This is a genomic window from Sinorhizobium sp. P24N7 (assembly GCF_042436655.1).
GTDB classification, from domain to species: Bacteria; Pseudomonadota; Alphaproteobacteria; order Rhizobiales; family Rhizobiaceae; genus Sinorhizobium; species Sinorhizobium meliloti_A.
Genome location: NZ_JBHMIW010000020.1, coordinates 1 through 18,084, shown reverse-complemented (window position 1 = coordinate 18,084; position 18,084 = coordinate 1). Strand labels below are relative to the sequence as shown.

Annotated in this window: 18 protein-coding genes; 10 read left to right on the top strand and 8 right to left on the bottom strand. The window is 62.3% G+C overall.

Annotated features, from left to right (window positions below):
• The first annotated feature begins 138 nt into the window (after positions 1-138).
• Positions 139-519: a rhodanese-like domain-containing protein gene (locus ACFHWW_RS28455; RefSeq protein WP_379942456.1), complete on the top strand. Its 381-nt coding sequence runs from the start codon at positions 139-141 to the stop codon at positions 517-519.
• Between the two features lie 125 nt (positions 520-644).
• On the opposite strand, the gene groL is transcribed toward ACFHWW_RS28455, so the two are convergent.
• The 3 genes from groL to ACFHWW_RS28440 form a co-directional block, all read right to left on the bottom strand.
• Entirely contained in the window at positions 645-2,273 is a 1,629-nt protein-coding gene (gene groL, locus ACFHWW_RS28450; protein WP_100672146.1) for a chaperonin GroEL, read from the bottom strand.
• A 133-nt stretch (positions 2,274-2,406) separates the two neighbouring features.
• On the bottom strand, positions 2,407-2,625 hold the full coding sequence (locus ACFHWW_RS28445; protein WP_100672147.1) for a hypothetical protein: 219 nt from the start codon (positions 2,623-2,625) through the stop codon (positions 2,407-2,409).
• 172 nt (positions 2,626-2,797) lie between these two features.
• On the bottom strand, positions 2,798-3,988 hold the full coding sequence (locus tag ACFHWW_RS28440; RefSeq protein ID WP_100672148.1) for a hypothetical protein: 1,191 nt from the start codon (positions 3,986-3,988) through the stop codon (positions 2,798-2,800).
• A 183-nt stretch (positions 3,989-4,171) separates the two neighbouring features.
• Here ACFHWW_RS28440 and parC point away from each other — a divergent pair, with 183 nt between their 5' ends.
• On the top strand, positions 4,172-6,448 hold the full coding sequence (parC, locus tag ACFHWW_RS28435; RefSeq protein WP_100672149.1) for a DNA topoisomerase IV subunit A: 2,277 nt from the start codon (positions 4,172-4,174) through the stop codon (positions 6,446-6,448).
• 159 nt (positions 6,449-6,607) lie between these two features.
• Complete coding sequence (locus tag ACFHWW_RS28430) at positions 6,608-6,946, top strand: helix-turn-helix transcriptional regulator (RefSeq protein ID WP_100672150.1); 339 nt, start codon at positions 6,608-6,610, stop codon at positions 6,944-6,946.
• Between the two features lie 83 nt (positions 6,947-7,029).
• Here ACFHWW_RS28430 and ACFHWW_RS28425 read toward each other — a convergent pair whose 3' ends face one another.
• The 4 genes from ACFHWW_RS28425 to hemB form a co-directional block, all read right to left on the bottom strand.
• Positions 7,030-7,935 (bottom strand): DMT family transporter, encoded by a 906-nt coding sequence (locus tag ACFHWW_RS28425; RefSeq protein WP_100672151.1) that lies wholly within the window; start codon positions 7,933-7,935, stop codon positions 7,030-7,032.
• A gap of 3 nt (positions 7,936-7,938) precedes the next feature.
• Positions 7,939-8,718 carry an arginyltransferase gene (locus ACFHWW_RS28420; RefSeq protein ID WP_100672152.1) on the bottom strand — a complete coding sequence of 260 codons (780 nt, stop codon included), beginning with the start codon at positions 8,716-8,718 and terminating at the stop codon, positions 7,939-7,941.
• 95 nt (positions 8,719-8,813) lie between these two features.
• Entirely contained in the window at positions 8,814-9,278 is a 465-nt protein-coding gene (locus tag ACFHWW_RS28415) for an RDD family protein (RefSeq protein ID WP_003529322.1), read from the bottom strand.
• Between the two features lie 83 nt (positions 9,279-9,361).
• Entirely contained in the window at positions 9,362-10,375 is a 1,014-nt protein-coding gene (gene hemB / locus ACFHWW_RS28410; RefSeq protein WP_379942452.1) for a porphobilinogen synthase, read from the bottom strand.
• Positions 10,376-10,555: 180 nt separating this feature from the next.
• On the opposite strand from hemB, the gene ACFHWW_RS28405 reads away from it, so the two are divergent.
• The 7 genes from ACFHWW_RS28405 to ACFHWW_RS28375 all read left to right on the top strand — a co-directional run bounded on the left by ACFHWW_RS28405 (position 10,556) and on the right by ACFHWW_RS28375 (position 17,179).
• Entirely contained in the window at positions 10,556-10,993 is a 438-nt protein-coding gene (locus tag ACFHWW_RS28405) for a DUF6163 family protein (RefSeq protein WP_100672273.1), read from the top strand.
• A gap of 130 nt (positions 10,994-11,123) precedes the next feature.
• Entirely contained in the window at positions 11,124-11,636 is a 513-nt protein-coding gene (gene ldtR / locus ACFHWW_RS28400) for a transcriptional regulator LdtR (RefSeq protein WP_018094721.1), read from the top strand.
• Positions 11,637-12,058: 422 nt separating this feature from the next.
• The gene (locus ACFHWW_RS28395) at positions 12,059-13,390 is read left to right on the top strand and encodes a murein L,D-transpeptidase (RefSeq protein ID WP_100672155.1); all 1,332 of its coding nucleotides are present in this window, start codon (positions 12,059-12,061) and stop codon (positions 13,388-13,390) included.
• A 184-nt stretch (positions 13,391-13,574) separates the two neighbouring features.
• The gene (gene glyA, locus ACFHWW_RS28390) at positions 13,575-14,870 is read left to right on the top strand and encodes a serine hydroxymethyltransferase (RefSeq protein WP_018094723.1); all 1,296 of its coding nucleotides are present in this window, start codon (positions 13,575-13,577) and stop codon (positions 14,868-14,870) included.
• 12 nt (positions 14,871-14,882) lie between these two features.
• Complete coding sequence (nrdR, locus tag ACFHWW_RS28385) at positions 14,883-15,356, top strand: transcriptional regulator NrdR (protein ID WP_003529310.1); 474 nt, start codon at positions 14,883-14,885, stop codon at positions 15,354-15,356.
• Between the two features lie 17 nt (positions 15,357-15,373).
• Positions 15,374-16,558, top strand: a complete 1,185-nt coding sequence (gene ribD / locus ACFHWW_RS28380) for a bifunctional diaminohydroxyphosphoribosylaminopyrimidine deaminase/5-amino-6-(5-phosphoribosylamino)uracil reductase RibD (RefSeq protein WP_379942448.1) — start codon at positions 15,374-15,376, stop codon at positions 16,556-16,558.
• Entirely contained in the window at positions 16,559-17,179 is a 621-nt protein-coding gene (locus ACFHWW_RS28375) for a riboflavin synthase (RefSeq protein ID WP_275596482.1), read from the top strand. It abuts the gene before it with no gap.
• A gap of 85 nt (positions 17,180-17,264) precedes the next feature.
• Here ACFHWW_RS28375 and ACFHWW_RS28370 read toward each other — a convergent pair whose 3' ends face one another.
• Entirely contained in the window at positions 17,265-17,615 is a 351-nt protein-coding gene (locus ACFHWW_RS28370; RefSeq protein WP_018094726.1) for a hypothetical protein, read from the bottom strand.
• Between the last annotated feature and the right edge of the window lie 469 nt (positions 17,616-18,084).

Sequence of the window (18,084 nt, the reverse complement as noted above, 5' to 3'; positions counted from 1 at the left end):
GCCGGGTTTTTTTGATCCGGTTCTTGTTGCGAAGCGCGGGAGGAGTGTGTCCCCGAACACGCTCGGTGACGCTCGCCTTGACAGCGGATGTTTCGAGGCGTTTCCTTTCCGTGCAAACCATCGGTTGGAGGGGGAACAATGATCAAGACCGTCAAGGATCTGCTCGCGGAAGCAAACGGTGCAGTCCCGAAATTGTCTCCCGCCGAGGCGGCCGAGAAGATGCGCGCCGGTGATGTGTTGATCGTGGACGTCCGTGATCCGACAGAAGTCCAGCAAACCGGCAGGATCAAGGGGGCGGTAAACGTCTCGCGGGGCATGCTGGAGTTTCGGGCAGATCCGGAAAGCCAGTACCACAATCCGGTCTTTCAGAAGGACAAGACCATCCTTCTGCATTGTGCCTCCGGCGGCCGTTCCGCTCTTGCGGGCAAGACCCTGCAGGACATGGGATACTCGGCCGTCTACAACATCGGCGGCTTCAAGGATCTGGCCGAGGCGGGCATCGATACAGAACCGGCGTGAACGCGCATATCAAACGGAACTTCGCCCCTCGTCGGCCTCGCAAGTAGGCGAAGGCGTCTCGCGGGGCGCTCCGCCTCCGGCATACGTTGCTGGCGCTCGCCGCCTGCGCCGCCCGCGGACGCTTCTTAAAAGTCCATTCCGCCGCCAGGCGGCATCTGCGGCTGCCCGTCCTTCTGCGGTTTCTCGGCGATCATCGCTTCCGTCGTCACGAGGAGACCGGCGATGGAGGCAGCGTCCTGAAGCGCGGCGCGCACGACCTTCGCCGGATCGATCACGCCCATCTGGAAGAGATCGCCGAATTCTCCGGTCTGTGCGTTCCAGCCAAAAGCGAAATCCTGTTTCTCGCGCAGCTTCCCGACGATAATCGATCCCTCGGCGCCGGCGTTCTCGGCGATCTGACGCACGGGTGCCTCGATTGCGCGGCGGACGATCTCGATGCCCACGCGCTGGTCGTCATTGGCGGTCGCAAGACCGTTGAGCGCACTCACGACCCGCAACAGCGCCACGCCGCCGCCGGGCAAAATGCCTTCCTCGACCGCCGCGCGCGTTGCATGCAGCGCATCGTCGACCCGGTCCTTCTTCTCCTTGACCTCCACTTCGGTCGAGCCGCCGACGCGGATGACGGCGACGCCGCCCGCGAGCTTGGCAAGCCGCTCCTGCAGCTTCTCCCGATCATAGTCCGAAGTCGTGTCCTCGATCTGCGCCTTGATCTGTGCGACGCGGCCGCCGATGTCCTCCTTCGATCCGGCGCCGTCGACGATTGTCGTCGTCTCCTTCTCCACCATGATGCGTTTCGCACGGCCGAGGGTATCCATCGTGGCGTTTTCGAGCTTGATCCCGAGTTCCTCGGAAATCACGGTGCCGCCGGTCAGGATCGCGATATCTTCCAGCATGGACTTGCGACGGTCGCCGAAGCCCGGGGCCTTGACCGCAGCGATCTTCAGGCCGCCGCGAAGCTTGTTGACGACCAGGGTGGCGAGCGCCTCTCCCTCGACATCTTCGGCAATGATCAGGAGCGGCTTGCCGGATTGGACGACGGATTCGAGGATCGGGATCATCGCCTGCAGGTTGGAGAGCTTCTTCTCGTGAAGCAGGATATAGGCGTCTTCCAGCTCCACCCTCATCTTTTCCTGATTGGTGATGAAATAGGGGGACAGATATCCCCGATCGAATTCCATTCCCTCGACGACTTCGAGTTCGATCTCGGCGGTCTTGGCCTCCTCGACGGTGATCACGCCCTCATTGCCGACCTTTTCCATGGCTTCGGCCAGGTAGCGGCCGATCTCGGCATCGCCATTGGCCGAAATCGTCGCCACCTGGGCGATTTCGGCATTTTTGGAGACCTTCCGGGCATTGTTCCTGAGTTCCTTGACGATCGCCTCGACGGCAAGATCGATGCCGCGCTTCAGATCCATCGGGTTCATTCCCGATGCGACGGCCTTGGCGCCCTCCCTGACGATAGCCTGCGCGAGTACGGTGGCCGTGGTGGTGCCGTCACCGGCGATGTCGCTGGTGCGCGACGCCACTTCGCGCAGCATCTGCGCGCCCATGTTCTCGAACTTGTCCTCGAGCTCGATTTCCTTGGCGACCGAAACCCCGTCCTTGGTGATCCGCGGTGCACCGAAGGACCTGTCGATGACGACGTTCCGTCCCTTCGGTCCCAGAGTCACGCGCACCGCGTTGGCCATGATGTCGACCCCGCGCAGCATCCGATCGCGGGCATCGCTGGTGAATTTGACTTCCTTGGCAGCCATTTATGCCTCCCTCCACACGGAATTCCCGAATGTCTTCGTGCTTCTTTCGCGTCCCGCCGGCACGCTCCTCCTGGAGCGCCGCGTGTCGGCGGGGAGCAGGGCATGCCGTGCTTCCCGCCGCTGCCGAGTGCATTCACTCCTCGTCGTCGGCGGGCGTCAGGATATCGATCAGCGCCGCAACGCGGCCGGCCGGAAGGTGGCGGCCTTCGCCGATCAGCGCCTCGTCGTTGTTGACCCATGCTATTGCTTCGGCAAGTTCACTCGCGGTCGCGCCCGTCGCGAGAAGTTCAGCCATCAGCGTTTCGTCGACAGGGCCGAGGATGGCGGTGATATCCGAATGCTTCAGTCCCATGGCGTCCTCCTTCCGCTTGGTCGGTCGGGAATGCGAACTGTCGGCACGCAAAAAATAGATAGGCGATCGCGTGCGAGCATCAAGCATGCATCATATCATCGATCGGGCGGATGAAAAAAACCCCGGCGACAAGGCCGCCGGGGGTCAGCATGTGGCCGCGCCATAAGCGCCATCAGTCGTTTGCCGTCACCTTGACCCCGAGCACGGACGGGACGGTGTTGGGAGCCCCCATTGCAGCACCCATGATCATCGGGAACGGCACGGGCTTTTCCGGCTCCGCGCTGATCGTCAGGCTCTTCGGATTGTCGAGAAAGGCGCTGACGGCGCTGGAGACCTGGTTCTGCAGCTCCGGGATATTGAGCTGCGCCATCATGATCGGCACGAGCCCCTTCAGCGATTGCGCCAGCTGTTCGCCGGTGACGCCCTGCTGGCTGCCGGCGTAGTCGAGCGCCTTTTTCGTGATCGATGCATCGTCGAAGCGGATCGAGGCGCTATTGAAGGTAAGCTGCTGCATCAGGCCGAGCATCGCCAGTGCCATCGCCTGATCGGCTTCCTTCTTGTTCGGGTTGGCCTCAGCCGCTTGGGCTGCCTCCTGCAACGACTTCATGAATTGCAGCGTATAGCCGGACAAGTCCATGGCGATATTCAGCCGGCCGACATTCTTGAAGTCCAGCGCGTATTCGTCGAGGGCAAGGTTGCCGGTTTCCAATTCCCAACTGCCCTTCATCGTGACTCCGCCATCGAGCGTCGTCAGCCCAAGCTTCTCGACCGCTTCCTTGGTCTTGGCATCCTCGATTTGCGACAGATCCGCCTTGATTCCGGCAAGCGTCGCGTCGAAGTCGAAGCCCGCATCGTTTTCCTGCCGCGTCAGATTGGTTTCCGTGCTTTCGGCGGTGAAGACGTTCTTGCCTTTGACGTTTACGGTCATAGGGCCGGTGCCGGCTGTTTCGTAAAGCAGGATGTCATCGATCGTGGTACCGGCCGCGTTGCCCGGAATGGACAGGCCGCCGATAGAGATGTCCTTGACCGAGAAGCTTGAATCCTTGTCACTGACAGCGATATCCGGGAAGGAGACGGTTTCGGCATAGTAGCCGCCGTCCTTTTCCTCGACGCCTTCGAACGTCACCTCGCCTATGTCGATGGACGTGCCGGGCTTTGCCACCACCTGCAGCTTCATGCCGGTGACCGTCACCACGTCGCCGTCGGCCTCCGCCTTGTCGTAGGTCACCGAAGTGCCGTTGGGCGACGTCGCCGCATTGAGCTTTTGCATCATGTCCGCGCCGTCCAGGGCCATGGCCGGTCCGGCGAGGGTAAGGAGGGCGGCGCTGGCCAGCATCAGGCGGACTTTGCGCGTATGTATCATTGGAGTTCCTTGTGAAATTGTTCTGATTGCGTCGATCATGCCGGGACGATACGCAAGCGCCGTTCTGCCGCCAAGTGCAAACTCGTGCGGGGGCGGGCCAGGGATCACCCGCCGGTGACGTTCTCCACAGTGGCATAGCCCGGAATTCTTGCCGTCCCGCGCCTGTTGAGGTAGCAAGGACATATGGGACAAAGCCTTTTGCCGCCGTCTGGCGGGGACGACAACATTCAGCCGGTTGACCTGAAGGCGGCGCTGGAAGAGCGTTATCTGGCCTATGCGCTGTCGACCATCATGCACCGCGCGCTGCCGGACGTTCGCGACGGCCTGAAGCCGGTCCATCGCCGGATCATTCATGCCATGAGCGAGATGGGCCTGCGGCCCAATTCCTCGTTCAAGAAATGCGCCCGCATCGTCGGCGACGTCATCGGTAAGTTCCACCCGCATGGCGACCAGTCGGTCTACGATGCGCTGGTGCGCCTCGCGCAGGACTTCTCCCAGCGCTATCCGGTCGTCGACGGCCAGGGCAACTTCGGCAATATCGACGGCGATAACGCTGCCGCCTACCGTTACACCGAAGCGAAAATGACCGAGGTCGCAGCCCTCCTTCTGGAGGGAATCGACCAGGACGCGGTCGATTTCCGCCCGACCTACAACGAGGAGGACCAGGAGCCGACCGTGCTTCCCGGTGCCTTCCCGAATCTGCTCGCCAACGGCGCGTCCGGTATCGCCGTCGGCATGGCGACCTCCATCCCGCCGCACAATGCGCATGAGCTCTGCGACGCGGCGCTCCATCTCATCAAGCATCCGGATGCGACGGTGGAGGATCTGCTGTTCGATCCGGCCAATCCGCAGCGCGGCGGCATCGAAGGGCCGGATTTCCCGACCGGGGGCGTGATCGTCGAGAGCCGCGCCAGCATGGCCGAGTCCTATCGGACCGGCCGCGGCGGTTTTCGGGTCCGGGCACGCTGGGCGGTAGAGGATCTTGGGCGCGGCGGCTTCCAGATCGTCGTCACCGAAATTCCCTATCAGGTCCAGAAGTCCCGCCTGATCGAAAAGATCGCCGAACTGCTCATCGCACGCAAACTGCCGCTTCTCGAGGACATCAGAGACGAATCGGCAGAGGACGTCCGCGTCGTACTGGTGCCGAAGAGCCGCTCGGTCGATGCCAATATCCTGATGGAATCGCTCTTCAAACTTACCGAACTCGAGAGCCGCATTCCGCTGAACATGAATGTGCTGTCGATGGGCCGCGTACCGCGCGTCATGGCGCTCAACGAGGTGCTCAGCGAATGGCTGGCGCACCGCCGGGAGGTCCTGCAGCGGCGCTCGCGCCACCGGCTCGCCGCAATCGATCGCCGGCTCGAGATTCTCGGCGGCTATCTCATCGCTTATCTCAACATCGACGAGGTCATCCGCATCATCCGCGAGGAGGATGAGCCGAAGGCCGTGATGATCGAGCGCTTCGGGCTCACCGATGTCCAGGCCGAAGCGATCCTCAACATGCGGCTGCGCTCGTTGCGCAAGCTCGAAGAATTCGAGATCCGCACCGAGTTCGACGCGCTGTCGAAAGAGAAGGCGGAAATCGAGGCGTTGCTCGCCTCTGGTGACAAGCAGTGGCAGGCGGTCGCCTGGGAGATCGGCGAGGTCAAGAAGAAATTCGCCAAGGCGACCGAACTCGGCAAGCGCCGCAGCACCTTCGCCGACGCGCCTGACGCGGATGTCGAAGCCATTCAGCAGGCGATGATCGAAAAGGAGCCGATCACCGTCGTCATCTCGGAGAAAGGCTGGATCCGGGCCTTGAAGGGGCACATCGCCGATACGTCTTCGCTCCAGTTCAAGGATGGCGATGGCCTGAAGGTTTCGTTCCCCGCGCAGACGACGGACAAGATCCTCATCTTCACGACGGGCGGGAAGGCCTACACGCTTGGCGGCGACAAGCTGCCCGGCGGGCGGGGCCACGGAGAACCCTTGCGCATCATGGTCGATATGGAGAACGACCAAGACGTGCTGACGGCCTTCGTGCACGATCCGGCACGCAAGCTCATCGTCTCTTCCACGGCCGGCAATGGCTTCGTCGTCACCGAGAGCGATATCGTGGCCAACACGCGCAAGGGCAAGCAGGTGATGAACGTCACCATGCCCGACGAGGCCAAGCTCGTCGTTCCGGTCAAGGGTGATCATCTCGCCGTCGTCGGCGAGAACCGCAAGATGCTCGTCTTCCCGCTGGTCCAGGTTCCCGAGATGGCACGCGGCAAGGGCGTGCGTCTCCAGCGCTACAAGGATGGCGGCGTTTCCGATATCCGTTCTTTCGCAATCGCCGAAGGGCTTAGCTGGGAAGACAGCGCCGGCCGTGTCTTCACCAAGACCAGGGACGAATTGATCGAGTGGATGGGTGATCGCGCCGGTGCCGGGAGGGTCGTCCCGAAGGGCTTCCCACGGAGCGGCAAATTCAGCGGCTAGATCGGTAACACCGGGCTTGCAAGGGCGGAGCGTTCGTGGATCAATGTTGGTGGATAGCCCCGGGCCGGTGTCCTCGCTATCCCGAATGTCGCTGCAATTCCTTGATCTCCTGCATGTCCCCTAGATCGGCTCCGATTCGAGCAACCATGCGGCGGCGAGATGAACGCGATGACCTCGGCTCTTGACGATACATTGCTGGCGCTGGCCGATCCGATGCGCCGCCGCATATTCGAAGTCCTGTTTGCCGGCGAGACGCCTGCGGCGAGTATCGCTGCGGCCATCGGCATCGGGGAGGACGTCCTTTCGGGGCATCTTGCCGTTCTGGAGACAGCCGGGTTGGTTGCCCGGCGGTGGAATGGCGGGAAAGAACTCGTCAAGGCCGATCCTGCGCCGCTCGAGATTGCCGCGGAGTGGATCGACACCAATCGCGAGCTCTGGGCGATGCAGTCGCAGATGCAGGAATCCTCCAGGGATGAAGGGTCGCCCGAACAGCGATAGGAGCCCGAACGGCGACGTAAAGTCGTCGCTTCGCATGCTCGGTGCGAAGCGCCCCTTCTCCGGCAGGCGGATGAGGCGCTATCCTATCCCGCAATTTCCACGCAGGCGATGCGCGCCCTGGCCGCCTTGATCCGCATCTGCCAAAACGAATGGCCGAGCAAAGCGAGAATGAGGATCGTGCCGCCGAGGAGCGTTCGGTTCGTCGGCGTCTCCGCAAAGACGACCCATACCCAGATCGGCGCCAGAATGGTCTCCAGCAGGTAGAACATGCCGACTTCCGGCGCGGAAAGGTAGCGCGGCCCCGTCGCCAGACAGAAGAAGGCAAGCGGGATCATCACCAGTCCGTTGAAGAGGATGTAGGCGGGTTCGGCGATCGTGAGGCCGCCGGACGGCAAAAGCATGAAGCCGGCGATCGCCGGGAAGATCGCCGTCGTCAGCGGCACGAGCGACATGTCGCGGCCGCTGGCGCGGCTGATGGTGATTGCGCTTGCGAGCAGGAAGGCCGAGGATGCCGCCATCGCATCACCGAAGAGATGCCCGCTTTCGAGTCCGTCGCTGACGATCACACCGACGCCGACGAGCATGACCGCCATCGTCAGGAAGGTGGCGTTGGAGGGGCGCTCCCCGAGGAATATCCACGATAGGATCGCCGCGAACATCGAAGTGAACGCCAGTATGAAAACAACGTTCGCGGTCGATGTATTGAATACGGCGAGCAGGAAAGTGAAGGAGTTGATGCCGTAGAAGAGACCGGCGATCAGGCCGGCCTTTCCCGGGATCAGGGCGACACGGCGGCCGAGCAGGCGGTTGATCACCACCCATGTGGCGAGCGCGGCGAGGAAGGTCGAGAGGCTGCGCACGGCAAGGATCGACCAGACCTCGCCATCTGCCGACCGGATCAGCGGAATGTCGAAGGAGAGCGCAAGGCCGCCGAGGCCGGTGATGGCAAGGCCGCGCCGGTGCCGGGCGGCGTCAGTGGATGGGGTCAATTTTCAATCCGTGGCGGGTTTGGTGGAATCGTGCTCGCCAGAATAGCGCTCCCAGCCGCGGGCCATAAGGTGCTCTTGCGGCAAAAACTTTGTCTTATACCCCATTTTACGCGATCCCTTGACCCAATAGCCGAGATAGACATGCGGCAGACCGCGTTCCTTCGCCCGGCGGATATGATCCAGAATCATATAGGTGCCGAGGGAACGCTCGGAGAGAGCCGGATCGAAGAAGGAATAGACCATGGAGAGACCGTCGCTCATCCGGTCTGTGAGCGCCGTGGCGATCAGGGGGCCTCGCGCCTTGTCGTTGATGCCGTCGCCTTCGACCCGCAACCGGTACTCGATGATCTTCGTGTGCACATGGGTATCCTCGACCATCATCGCATAGTCGAGCACCGACATGTCGGACATGCCGCCTTTCTGATGGCGACAGTCGAGATAGCGCCGGAAGAGATTGTACTGCTCGCTCGATGGCTCGGCCGGATATTCCGCGGAGACGATGTCGCCATTGGCCGCAAGCACGCGGCGCATGGATCGCGTCGGCGCGAATTCGTTGGCGAGTATGCGCACGGAAATGCACGCCCGGCAGGTCTCGCAGGCGGGGCGGTAAGCGATGTTCTGCGAGCGGCGGAAGCCGCCCTGCGTCAGCAGGTCGTTGAGCTCCGGCGCCCGCTCTCCCACCATATGCGTGAATACCTTCCGTTCCATCTGGTTCGGCAGATAGGGACAGGCTGCCGGTGCGGTCAGGTAGAATTGAGGAGACGGTGCGGTCTGCGTGTTCATCGAGCGGGCGGATCACTCTTCGTGCGGTTGCTCATCGTAATAGCATGGCCGAAGAATGGAAAACGTCAACACACTCGTTCGGCGTAACAGTCCCGTCAGTACATGTCGCGCCGAACGGCCACGGTGCCGATCAGCAGGTCGTGCAACAGCCGGCCACGGTCGGTGAAGAGGCCGATCAGCAGGATGAGCGGCGTCAACAGCGCATTGGCGATCCAGAATATCGCCAGATGGACGATTGCCGTCAGGAAATCCATTGGTCGACCATCCGTCCGGGCGATCGCCACGCCCATGATCCTCATACCGGGTGATGCCTGCTCGCGGCCGCCGACGGTCAGTCCGAAATAGAGCATCGCCACCAAAGCGAAGAGGACCGGGTAGAGGAGAAAACCGAGGCCGAGCGTCAGTATGCCGAGGAAGAAGACCACGACGGCCGCCGGTATCCACAGCAGCGCGACGATCAGGTAATCGATGATGAAGGCGAATATCCTGCGTGACAATACGCCCTGGTAGGCGCGCCAGTCCTCGCTCGGAAGCCTCAGTTCTTCATTATGCATGCTCATGCGCGTGCCCCAAAATTGCTATCCACCCAAGATATGGGGAGCGAATGCGGTAAAACAATGCACTGGGCGGTCTGCTGCCGGCGTCAGCGTTTCGCAAGAATGCGAGCTACGTCGACGGCAAAGTAGCTGAGGATACCGTCGCAACCGGCACGCTTGAAGGCGAGCAGCGTCTCAAGCATCACCCGCTCCCCGTCGATCCAGCCATTGGCGGCGGCTGCCTTGATCTGCGCGTATTCGCCGGAAACCTGATAGGCGAAGACGGGCAGGCCGAAGGCTTCCTTCATCCGCCAACAGATATCGAGATAGGGCAGGCCGGGCTTCACCATCAGCATGTCCGCGCCTTCCTCCACATCGAGTGCCGCATCGCGGATCGCCTCCGTGCCGTTCGACGGATCGATGTAATAGGTCTTCTTGTCGCCCTTGAGCAGACCGCCCGTGCCGATCGCCTCTCGATAAGGGCCATAGAAGGCGGAGGCGAATTTCGTCGCATAGGACATGATCCCGACATTCTGGTGGCCGGCGGCGTCGAGCGCCTCGCGGATCGCGCCGATCCGCCCGTCCATCATGTCGGACGGCGCGATGATGTCGGAGCCGGCGTCGGCCTGAATGACCGCCGCCCTGGCGATCGCCTCCACCGTCTCGTCGTTGACGATCTCGCCGCCCCGCAGGATGCCGTCGTGCCCGTGGCTGGTGAACGGGTCGAGCGCGACATCGGTGATGATCCCGATGTCGGGTACGGCCTTTTTGATCGCCCGCGTCGCCTGATTGATCAGATTGTCGGCATTGAGGCTGTCGGAACCGGTCTCGTCGCGAAGCGCCATGTCGATATTGGGGAAGGTGGCGATAGCCGGGATGCCGAGGCCGGCCGCCTCCTTCGCCGCTTCGACTGCCTTGTCGACGCTCATGCGGTTGACGCCCGGCATCGCAGCGATCGGCTCGGCGATGCCGCTGCCGGGCACGACGAAGATCGGCCAGATCAGGTCGTCCACCGTCAGTCGGTTCTCCCGGACCAGCCGGCGTGTCCAATCCGCCTTGCGGTTGCGGCGCATGCGGCGGTGTCCGGTGATCCTGTCCACAAGATTTGTCCTGTCGTTCATCGCGCCGCGTCCCTCTTTCCTGATCGTGCGTGAAGGCGGTTTATCACGCGCCTTCAGGGGTTGAAAACCCGCATCGCCAGCCATTGGCCTGCGGCATTTCTTCCGCCCGTCGAGTACATCGCGGCGCATTCCCGTCCTTCGCGCTGGTGGTTCGCAGACGCCCGGCCTATCTTGCCGGCCATGCTTCATGATTCTGTTCACGTGCCGAAACCGTCGCTCACCGAGGTGCTCTTCGCCTGGTTCCTGCGCCTGGTCGGTGCGTCCTGCTTCTGGTTCGCATTGAGCTATTGGGCCATGCTGATCGGCTTTTCCCATAGCGGCGCGGGCCGTTTCGATCTTCTGTCGCCGGAGTGGCGCGCGGCCGCCACGGCACTTGCAGTCGTCTACCCGGTCGCCGCCATTGGGCTCTGGCTTCTGGTCTCCTGGGGGCCGGTCGTCTGGGTGGTTGCCGCCGCGACGGAGATCGTCATGGACAAGTTCTATCCCGGCATCCTCGGCCACCGTCCGTTGCTGATCGTGCTCCACGGATCCGTCGCCGTCACTTTCGTGCTTTTCCGCGCCGCGCTGCTCTATCAGCGGCTGCGCCAGGTACGGAAGGTAAGGGTTGATTCACCCTGAGACAGGCTCGGTCGGCGGTAAGTTCATGTTAAGGCTGCGGTTTAAGTAGAATTTTATACGTATTCGATAGGGTCTCACTCAAGGCGGGAAGACAAAGAGACACCGCCAAACGAAACAGTGAGGCACGAAAATGAACACCAAGATGAAGCCGCAGGTTGTTGCGCCCAGAGACCCGCAGGAAGAAACCATCCGTGGTCTCTACATGGAATCCCTCCACCTCGTCGAGCGCCTGCATCGCCGCCTGCTCGACGTCATCAAGGACGAGTTCGACCGGCAGGGCCGCAGCGACGTCAATGCCGTCCAGGCTCTGCTGCTGTTCAACATCGGCAACTCCGAACTGACCGCCGGCGAACTTCGCTCCCGCGGTTACTATCTGGGCTCGAACGTTTCCTACAACGTCAAGAAACTCGTCGATCTCGGCCTGATCAACCACCAACGCTCGCGTGTCGACCGCCGTTCGGTTCGCATCAGCCTCACGGAAGACGGGCAGGAGATCGCCGAAACCGTCGCCAAGCTTTATGAGCGCCACATCGGTTCGATCCAGAAGGTCGGCGGGATCGGCAGCGACGAGTTCACCCAGATGAATAAGCTCCTGCAGCGTCTCGACCGCTTCTGGAACGATCAAATCCTCTATCGCCTTTAATCGGGCATACCCCTCCAGTCTCAAGGGTCGGGCGCAATCCCTGCGTGTCCGACCTTTGCTGCATTTCACGCCATGGAGTTGCAGCGCCACGCCCCGCCGACGGCGCGGAGACACGAATTGGCCATATTGCTGTGACAGCGACGCTTGGGTGCGGCAGATGCGCAATTGCGTCCATGTGACGGAAGTCGGTTGCGCGGCTCGCCTGCCGGGGCGGCTCTTGTTCGCGGGAACGTGAAGCGATTTGAGGGCCGGGTGGCACGCGGGTTTACCTTTGTTAACCATAGCCGTGCTAATGCATGTCGCCCAGAAGCGCAGATCGGTTTTGGGACGCGACTTGCATGAATGCAAAGACGTAAAGCGCATCGCGTAATGCGCTTTAGGGCTCGGGCAGCGCGCTTCTGGCGCATTGAGACGGTGGGACTATGTCGAAAAAGAACGGAATTGATGCTTTCTCGCGCCGCGCATTTCTGCGCTCGGCCGCAACCTTCGGTGCCGCCGCATGGGCAGGCGCCGCCGGCGCCCAGGATGCGCTGAACGAAATCATCAATTCGCCGCGCCGCGGCTCCTGGGACGACCAGTTCGATGCGAAGGCTTCGCGCACGGCTACTGCGGTCCTCTCCAACACGCCGGTCTTCGGCCCTGAAACGATCGCACATTTGCAGCAGGCGATCTTCGATTATCAGCAGATCGCATCCGCCGGAGGCTGGCCGATGGTCACGCCTGCGAGCACCCAAAGGCTCGAAATCGGCGTTACCGATCCTTCCGTCCAGCAGTTGCGTCAGCGCCTGATGATCTCCGGCGATCTGCCGCAGTCTGCCGGCATTTCCTCTTCCTTCGACTCCTACGTCGACGGCGCGGTCAAGCGCTTCCAGGCGCGCCACGGCCTTCCGGCCGACGGCGTGATCGGCGAATATTCCCTGAAGGCCATGAACGTCGACGCCTCGACCCGGCTCGCCCAGCTCGAAACAAACCTCGTACGGCTCCAGTCGATGTCCGGCGACCTCGGACGGCGCTACGTCATGGTCAACATCCCTGCTGCCTATATCGAAGCAGTGGAGAACGGCCGAGTCGCGTTGCGCCATACGGCCATCGTCGGCAAGATCGACCGCCAGTCGCCGATCCTCAATTCAAAGATCTATGAGGTCATCCTCAACCCCTACTGGACGGCGCCGCGCTCGATCATCCAGAAGGATATCATGCCGCTGATGCGCAAGGATCCGACCTATCTCGAGCGCAACGCGATCCGCCTTCTCGACGGCAACGGCAACGAAGTGTCGCCGGAAACCATCGACTGGCAGGCCGAGAAGGCGCCGAACCTGATGTTCCGCCAGGACCCCGGCAAGATCAACGCGATGTCCTCGACGAAGATCAACTTCCACAACGAGCACGCCGTCTACATGCACGACACGCCACAGCAGGGCCTGTTCAACAAGCTGATGCGCTTCGAATCGTCCGGCTGCGTGCGCGTCCAGAACGTGCGCGACCTCTCCACCTGGCTGCTCAAGGAAACGCCCGGCTGGGCGCGTCAGCAGATCGAGGCGACGATCAAGTCCGGCGTCAACACGCCGATCAAGCTTGCCGAAGAGGTCCCGGTCTACTTCACCTATATAACCGCCTGGTCGGCAAAAGACCGTGTCGTCCAGTTCCGCGACGATATCTACCAGCGCGACGGTGCGGCCGAACTCGCGCTGCAAACGACGACGGGGATCGAGCAATCTGCCGGTCCCATCGACGCAGACGCCCTGCCGCAATAAGCAGAGAAGCCGCATTCCTCATCACAGGCCGCGCGTTCCACGAACGCGCGGCTTTTTCAATTGGAGACGGCTGTGCGAACCCGGCGCGGCGGATGGCGGAAATGACGCAATCCGCATAGCGGATATTGCTCTCCGCGTGCGAGGAAGCTAAAGAACAGCCACCCTTCAGAGGAGCCTCGAGCCGATGCTTTCACAGACCAACGACGCTTTCTTCACCCGCTCTCTCGCCGACAGCGATCCGGAGATCTTCGGTGCGATCGAGAAGGAGCTGGGTCGCCAGCGCCATGAGATCGAGCTGATCGCCTCCGAGAACATCGTTTCACGGGCCGTGCTCGAGGCGCAGGGCTCGATAATGACCAACAAATATGCCGAGGGTTACCCGGGCAAGCGCTATTACGGCGGCTGCCAGTATGTCGATATCGCCGAGGAACTCGCGATCGAGCGTGCCAAGAAGCTCTTCGGCGTCAACTTCGCCAACGTTCAGCCGAATTCGGGCTCGCAGATGAACCAGGCGGTCTTCCTGGCGCTGCTGCAGCCGGGCGACACCTTCATGGGCCTCGACCTCAATTCCGGCGGCCACCTGACGCATGGGTCCCCGGTGAACATGTCGGGCAAATGGTTCAACGTCGTTTCCTACGGCGTGCGTCAAGACGATCACCTTCTCGACATGGACGAGGTGGCCAAGAAGGCGCGCGAGCAAAAGCCGAAGCTGATCATCGCCGGCGGAACGGCCTATTCCCGCATATGGGACTGGAAGCGCTTCCGCGAGATCGCCGACGAGGTGGGCGCGTGGCTGATGGTCGACATGGCGCACATTGCCGGCCTCGTGGCCGGTGGCCAGCATCCGTCGCCTTTCCCGCACTGCCATGTTGCGACGACCACCACGCACAAGTCCCTGCGCGGACCCCGCGGCGGCATGATCCTTACCAATGACGAGGAAATCGCCAAGAAGATCAATTCCGCGGTCTTCCCCGGTCTCCAGGGTGGTCCGCTGATGCACGTGATTGCCGCCAAGGCAGTCGCGCTTGGCGAGGCGCTGCAGCCCTCCTTCAAGGATTATGCGGCCCAGGTCGTCAAGAACGCCCGCACCCTTGCCGAAACCTTGAAGGCCAACGGCCTTGACATTGTCTCGGGCGGTACCGACAACCACCTAATGCTGGTCGACCTGCGCAAGAAGAACGCGACCGGCAAGCGTGCCGAAGCTGCTCTCGGCCGTGCCTACGTCACCTGCAACAAGAACGGCATTCCCTTCGACCCCGAAAAGCCCTTCGTCACCTCCGGCGTGCGCCTCGGTGCACCGGCCGGTACGACGCGCGGCTTCAAGGAGGCGGAGTTCAAGGAGATCGGCGAACTGATCGTCGAGGTGCTCGACGGTCTCAAGGTCGCCAATTCCGACGAGGGCAATGCCGCAGTCGAGGCTGGCGTGCGCGAGAAGGTGATCAAGCTCACCGACCGCTTCCCGATGTACGGCTATATGTGATCGGACGGCTGCATGCGCTGCCCCTATTGCGGTTCCGAAGACAGTCAGGTGAAGGATTCCCGTCCGGCAGAGGACGGGAACGCCATTCGCCGCCGCCGCATCTGCCCGGATTGCGGCGGCCGCTTCACGACCTTCGAGCGGGTGCAGCTGCGTGAGCTGATGATCATCAAGAAGACCGGCCGGAAGGTTCCTTTCGACCGGGATAAGCTGCTGCGCTCCTTCGAGATCGCGCTTCGCAAGCGCCCGGTGGATCGCGACCGGATCGAACGGGCGGTGTCGGGCATCGTCCGCCGGCTCGAAAGCTCGGGCGAAACCGAAATTCCCTCGGAGGAAATCGGCCTTCAGGTGCTCGAGGCGTTGAAGAGCCTCGACGACGTTGCCTTCGTGCGCTACGCGTCTGTCTATCGCGATTTCTCCCATGCGGAAGATTTCGAAAAGGTGATTGCCGAGATAAGCGCCAAGATTGCCCGCGATCCGGGCGAATAGGCCGGAGACCACGGGGTATGGGCGAGCCGACACGTGAAGACGAACGTTTCATGGCGGCGGCGCTGCGGCTAGCAAGACGCAATCTCGGCCTGACTTCCACCAATCCCTCGGTCGGCTGCATCATTGTCAACGAAGGGACGATCGTCGGCCGAGCCGTGACCGCTTCGGGCGGGCGGCCGCATGCGGAAACACAGGCGCTTGCGGAGGCCGGCGAACAGGCGAGGGGAGCGACCGCCTATGTCACTCTCGAACCCTGTTCGCATCATGGCAAGACCCCGCCCTGCGCGGATGCGCTGATCGCTTCGGGGATCGCCCGTGTCGTCGTTTCCATCCTCGATCCCGACGAACGCGTTGCCGGCCGCGGGGTGGTGATGCTGCGCGATGCGGGGATCGCCGTCGACATCGGCACGCTCCATGAAGAGGGCGGGCGCGTGCTCGAGGCCTACCTCATGCGTCAGCGGAAGAAACGTCCGCATGTGACTCTGAAACTTGCGGTTTCCGCCGATGGCATGATCGGCCGGAGAGGCGAGGGGCAGGTGAGGATTTCCGGTGCCGTCGCTCGCGCCCAGGTGCAGATTTTGCGAGCCGAGACGGACGCGATTCTTGTGGGTATCGGTACGGCCGTTGCCGACGATCCGCAACTCACGGTGCGGATCCCGGGACTGGAGGAGCGCTCTCCGATCCGGATCGTGCTCGACCGCCGGCTCGATCTGCCGCTCGACTCGAAATTGGTCCGCACGGCGCGCGACGTTCCGCTGATTGTCGTTGCGGGTGATGCAGGATTCCCTTCTCCCCGCATACGGGGAGAAGGTGCCCGAAGGGCGGATGAGGGGCAGCCAGGCGGCGCGCAGATGCCTCTCTCTGCGCTCGCGGAGAGAGAGGTCGATTACGACGCCAGGCGAGCTGGCCTCGAAGCGGCAGGAGCCGAGCTGCTGAACGCCGATACCATCCCCGACCTCCTGGCCGCACTTGCGTCCCGGGGCATCTCCTCCCTGCTCGTGGAGGGTGGGGCCCGGGCGGCGCGTTCGTTTCTCGATGCGGATCTGGTGGACCGAATCCTGCTCTTCACCTGCCCGCCGGCGATTGGCGAAGGCGGCATTCCGTCCCCATTTCAGAGGACGTCGGTGCCGGAGGGCTTCACACTTCGCCGCACGGCGCGCTACGGCGACGATCTGTTCGAGGATTATGAGAGAGAAAGCTGAATGTTCACAGGCATCATCACCGATATCGGCACGGTCGAGAAAGCTTCACCCCTCAAGGAAGGCATCAAGCTTCGTGTCGCCACCAATTACGACCCTCAGACCATCGATCTGGGCGCCTCCATCGCCCATGCCGGCATCTGCCTGACCGTCACGTCGCTGCCGGAAGCGGGCAGCAACGAGCGCTGGTTCGAGGTCGAGGCATGGGAGGAAGCGCTGAGGCTGACGACGATCGCCGACTGGCGGGAGGGGACGCGCATCAATCTCGAGCGCTCGCTGAAGATCGGCGACGAACTGGGTGGCCACATCGTGTCCGGCCATGTCGACGGCAAGGCGGAGATCCTCGCGGTCGAAGCGGAGGGGGAAGCGGTGCGCTTCCGCCTCAGGGCACCCGAACATCTCGCGAAATTCGTCGCCCCCAAGGGCTCGGTGGCGCTCGACGGAACGTCGCTCACCGTGAACAAGGTGGATGGCGTCGAGTTCGACGTATTGCTGATCCGTCATTCGCTCGAAGTGACGACCTGGGGCGAACGCAAGTCCGGCGATCTCGTCAATTTCGAGGTGGACACGATGGCGCGCTACGCGGCGCGATTGGCCGAATTCCCGGCTCCCAAGGACGAATAACGTCCGGCCGAAAGAAATCGCCCGTCAAAAAAGTCCGCCCCCGAAATGGGGGCGGACGAGTTTGTCGGGCAGCCGGCCGAAAACATCAGCGCAGATAGATCGTCAGTCCGCCATCGGCCGCCTGCGTCGCCGCGGCGACGTTGTCGATTTCGACATTGCGTGCCCTGAGCGAAGCGAGCAGCGGTCTGTTGGCTTCGACGGCGGCTCGCAATGCGGCGCGCTGCCCCGGTGTCGCCTCGTCGACCCGCATACGGGTCTGATTCAGACGGCTCAACGTGTCGACATCGACGACGCGGAAATTGTCGCCCTTGAAGGTGCGCACGGTCTGGTCGATCCGGTCCGGCCAGTTCATTTCGACGCTCGCCGCCTGGGAGATGCCGGCGAAGGTAAGGGCGGAGAGGGTGGCGATGACGGAGATTTTCGCAATGCTGTTCATTGTCATGCTCCTTTGGTTTTGCGGCTGCCCCCGGTGACGATCGGTCCGTAGATCTGCCACGGCCGTTTTGCTTCTCTGAGGCGCAGCCTGCAGGCCAGCACGGGTCGTTTACGGGTGATGTCACCCGCAGCGAAGAAAGCTGGACCGTTTCGACTGGTTGGTACTGCGCCTTGTTCGCGTCCGACTGGGATCTCGCGCCGTGCCAACGGTCATGAAAGTGGACCGGAATGTGGCCGTTTCGGTGGCGTAAACGGCTGAAAATAATTAAGAATTGTTCATCTTCCGCTTCTGCGATCCGCGCGGCGCCGTAGGAAACCTTTCGGAGGACTGGAATCTCTCTCATCCTCATCCCTTATGTGGACGGCTCCCCCTTGCAAGTGTTTTTTGCAGATTTTTTGATCGGATCGCTTGCTTCCATATGTTCGGCCTTTCGGTGTGGCCGCACAGGGCCACTGGCCAAGATGGTTTC

Excerpts from the sequence above, each read along its gene's own strand:
- ACFHWW_RS28405 (WP_100672273.1), top strand. The coding sequence starts at position 10,556 with ATGCTTCATGATTCTGTTCACGTGCCGAAACCGTCGCTCACCGAGGTG.
- groL (WP_100672146.1), bottom strand. The coding sequence starts at position 2,273 with ATGGCTGCCAAGGAAGTCAAATTCACCAGCGATGCCCGCGATCGGATG.
- ACFHWW_RS28455 (WP_379942456.1), top strand. The coding sequence starts at position 139 with ATGATCAAGACCGTCAAGGATCTGCTCGCGGAAGCAAACGGTGCAGTC.
- ACFHWW_RS28370 (WP_018094726.1), bottom strand. The coding sequence starts at position 17,615 with ATGAACAGCATTGCGAAAATCTCCGTCATCGCCACCCTCTCCGCCCTT.
- ACFHWW_RS28420 (WP_100672152.1), bottom strand. The coding sequence starts at position 8,718 with ATGAACACGCAGACCGCACCGTCTCCTCAATTCTACCTGACCGCACCG.
- ACFHWW_RS28440 (WP_100672148.1), bottom strand. The coding sequence starts at position 3,988 with ATGATACATACGCGCAAAGTCCGCCTGATGCTGGCCAGCGCCGCCCTC.
- glyA (WP_018094723.1), top strand. The coding sequence starts at position 13,575 with ATGCTTTCACAGACCAACGACGCTTTCTTCACCCGCTCTCTCGCCGAC.
- ACFHWW_RS28415 (WP_003529322.1), bottom strand. The coding sequence starts at position 9,278 with ATGAGCATGCATAATGAAGAACTGAGGCTTCCGAGCGAGGACTGGCGC.
- ACFHWW_RS28395 (WP_100672155.1), top strand. The coding sequence starts at position 12,059 with ATGTCGAAAAAGAACGGAATTGATGCTTTCTCGCGCCGCGCATTTCTG.
- nrdR (WP_003529310.1), top strand. The coding sequence starts at position 14,883 with ATGCGCTGCCCCTATTGCGGTTCCGAAGACAGTCAGGTGAAGGATTCC.
- ribD (WP_379942448.1), top strand. The coding sequence starts at position 15,374 with ATGGGCGAGCCGACACGTGAAGACGAACGTTTCATGGCGGCGGCGCTG.
- ACFHWW_RS28430 (WP_100672150.1), top strand. The coding sequence starts at position 6,608 with ATGAACGCGATGACCTCGGCTCTTGACGATACATTGCTGGCGCTGGCC.
- hemB (WP_379942452.1), bottom strand. The coding sequence starts at position 10,375 with ATGAACGACAGGACAAATCTTGTGGACAGGATCACCGGACACCGCCGC.
- parC (WP_100672149.1), top strand. The coding sequence starts at position 4,172 with ATGGGACAAAGCCTTTTGCCGCCGTCTGGCGGGGACGACAACATTCAG.
- ldtR (WP_018094721.1), top strand. The coding sequence starts at position 11,124 with ATGAACACCAAGATGAAGCCGCAGGTTGTTGCGCCCAGAGACCCGCAG.
- ACFHWW_RS28375 (WP_275596482.1), top strand. The coding sequence starts at position 16,559 with ATGTTCACAGGCATCATCACCGATATCGGCACGGTCGAGAAAGCTTCA.
- ACFHWW_RS28445 (WP_100672147.1), bottom strand. The coding sequence starts at position 2,625 with ATGGGACTGAAGCATTCGGATATCACCGCCATCCTCGGCCCTGTCGAC.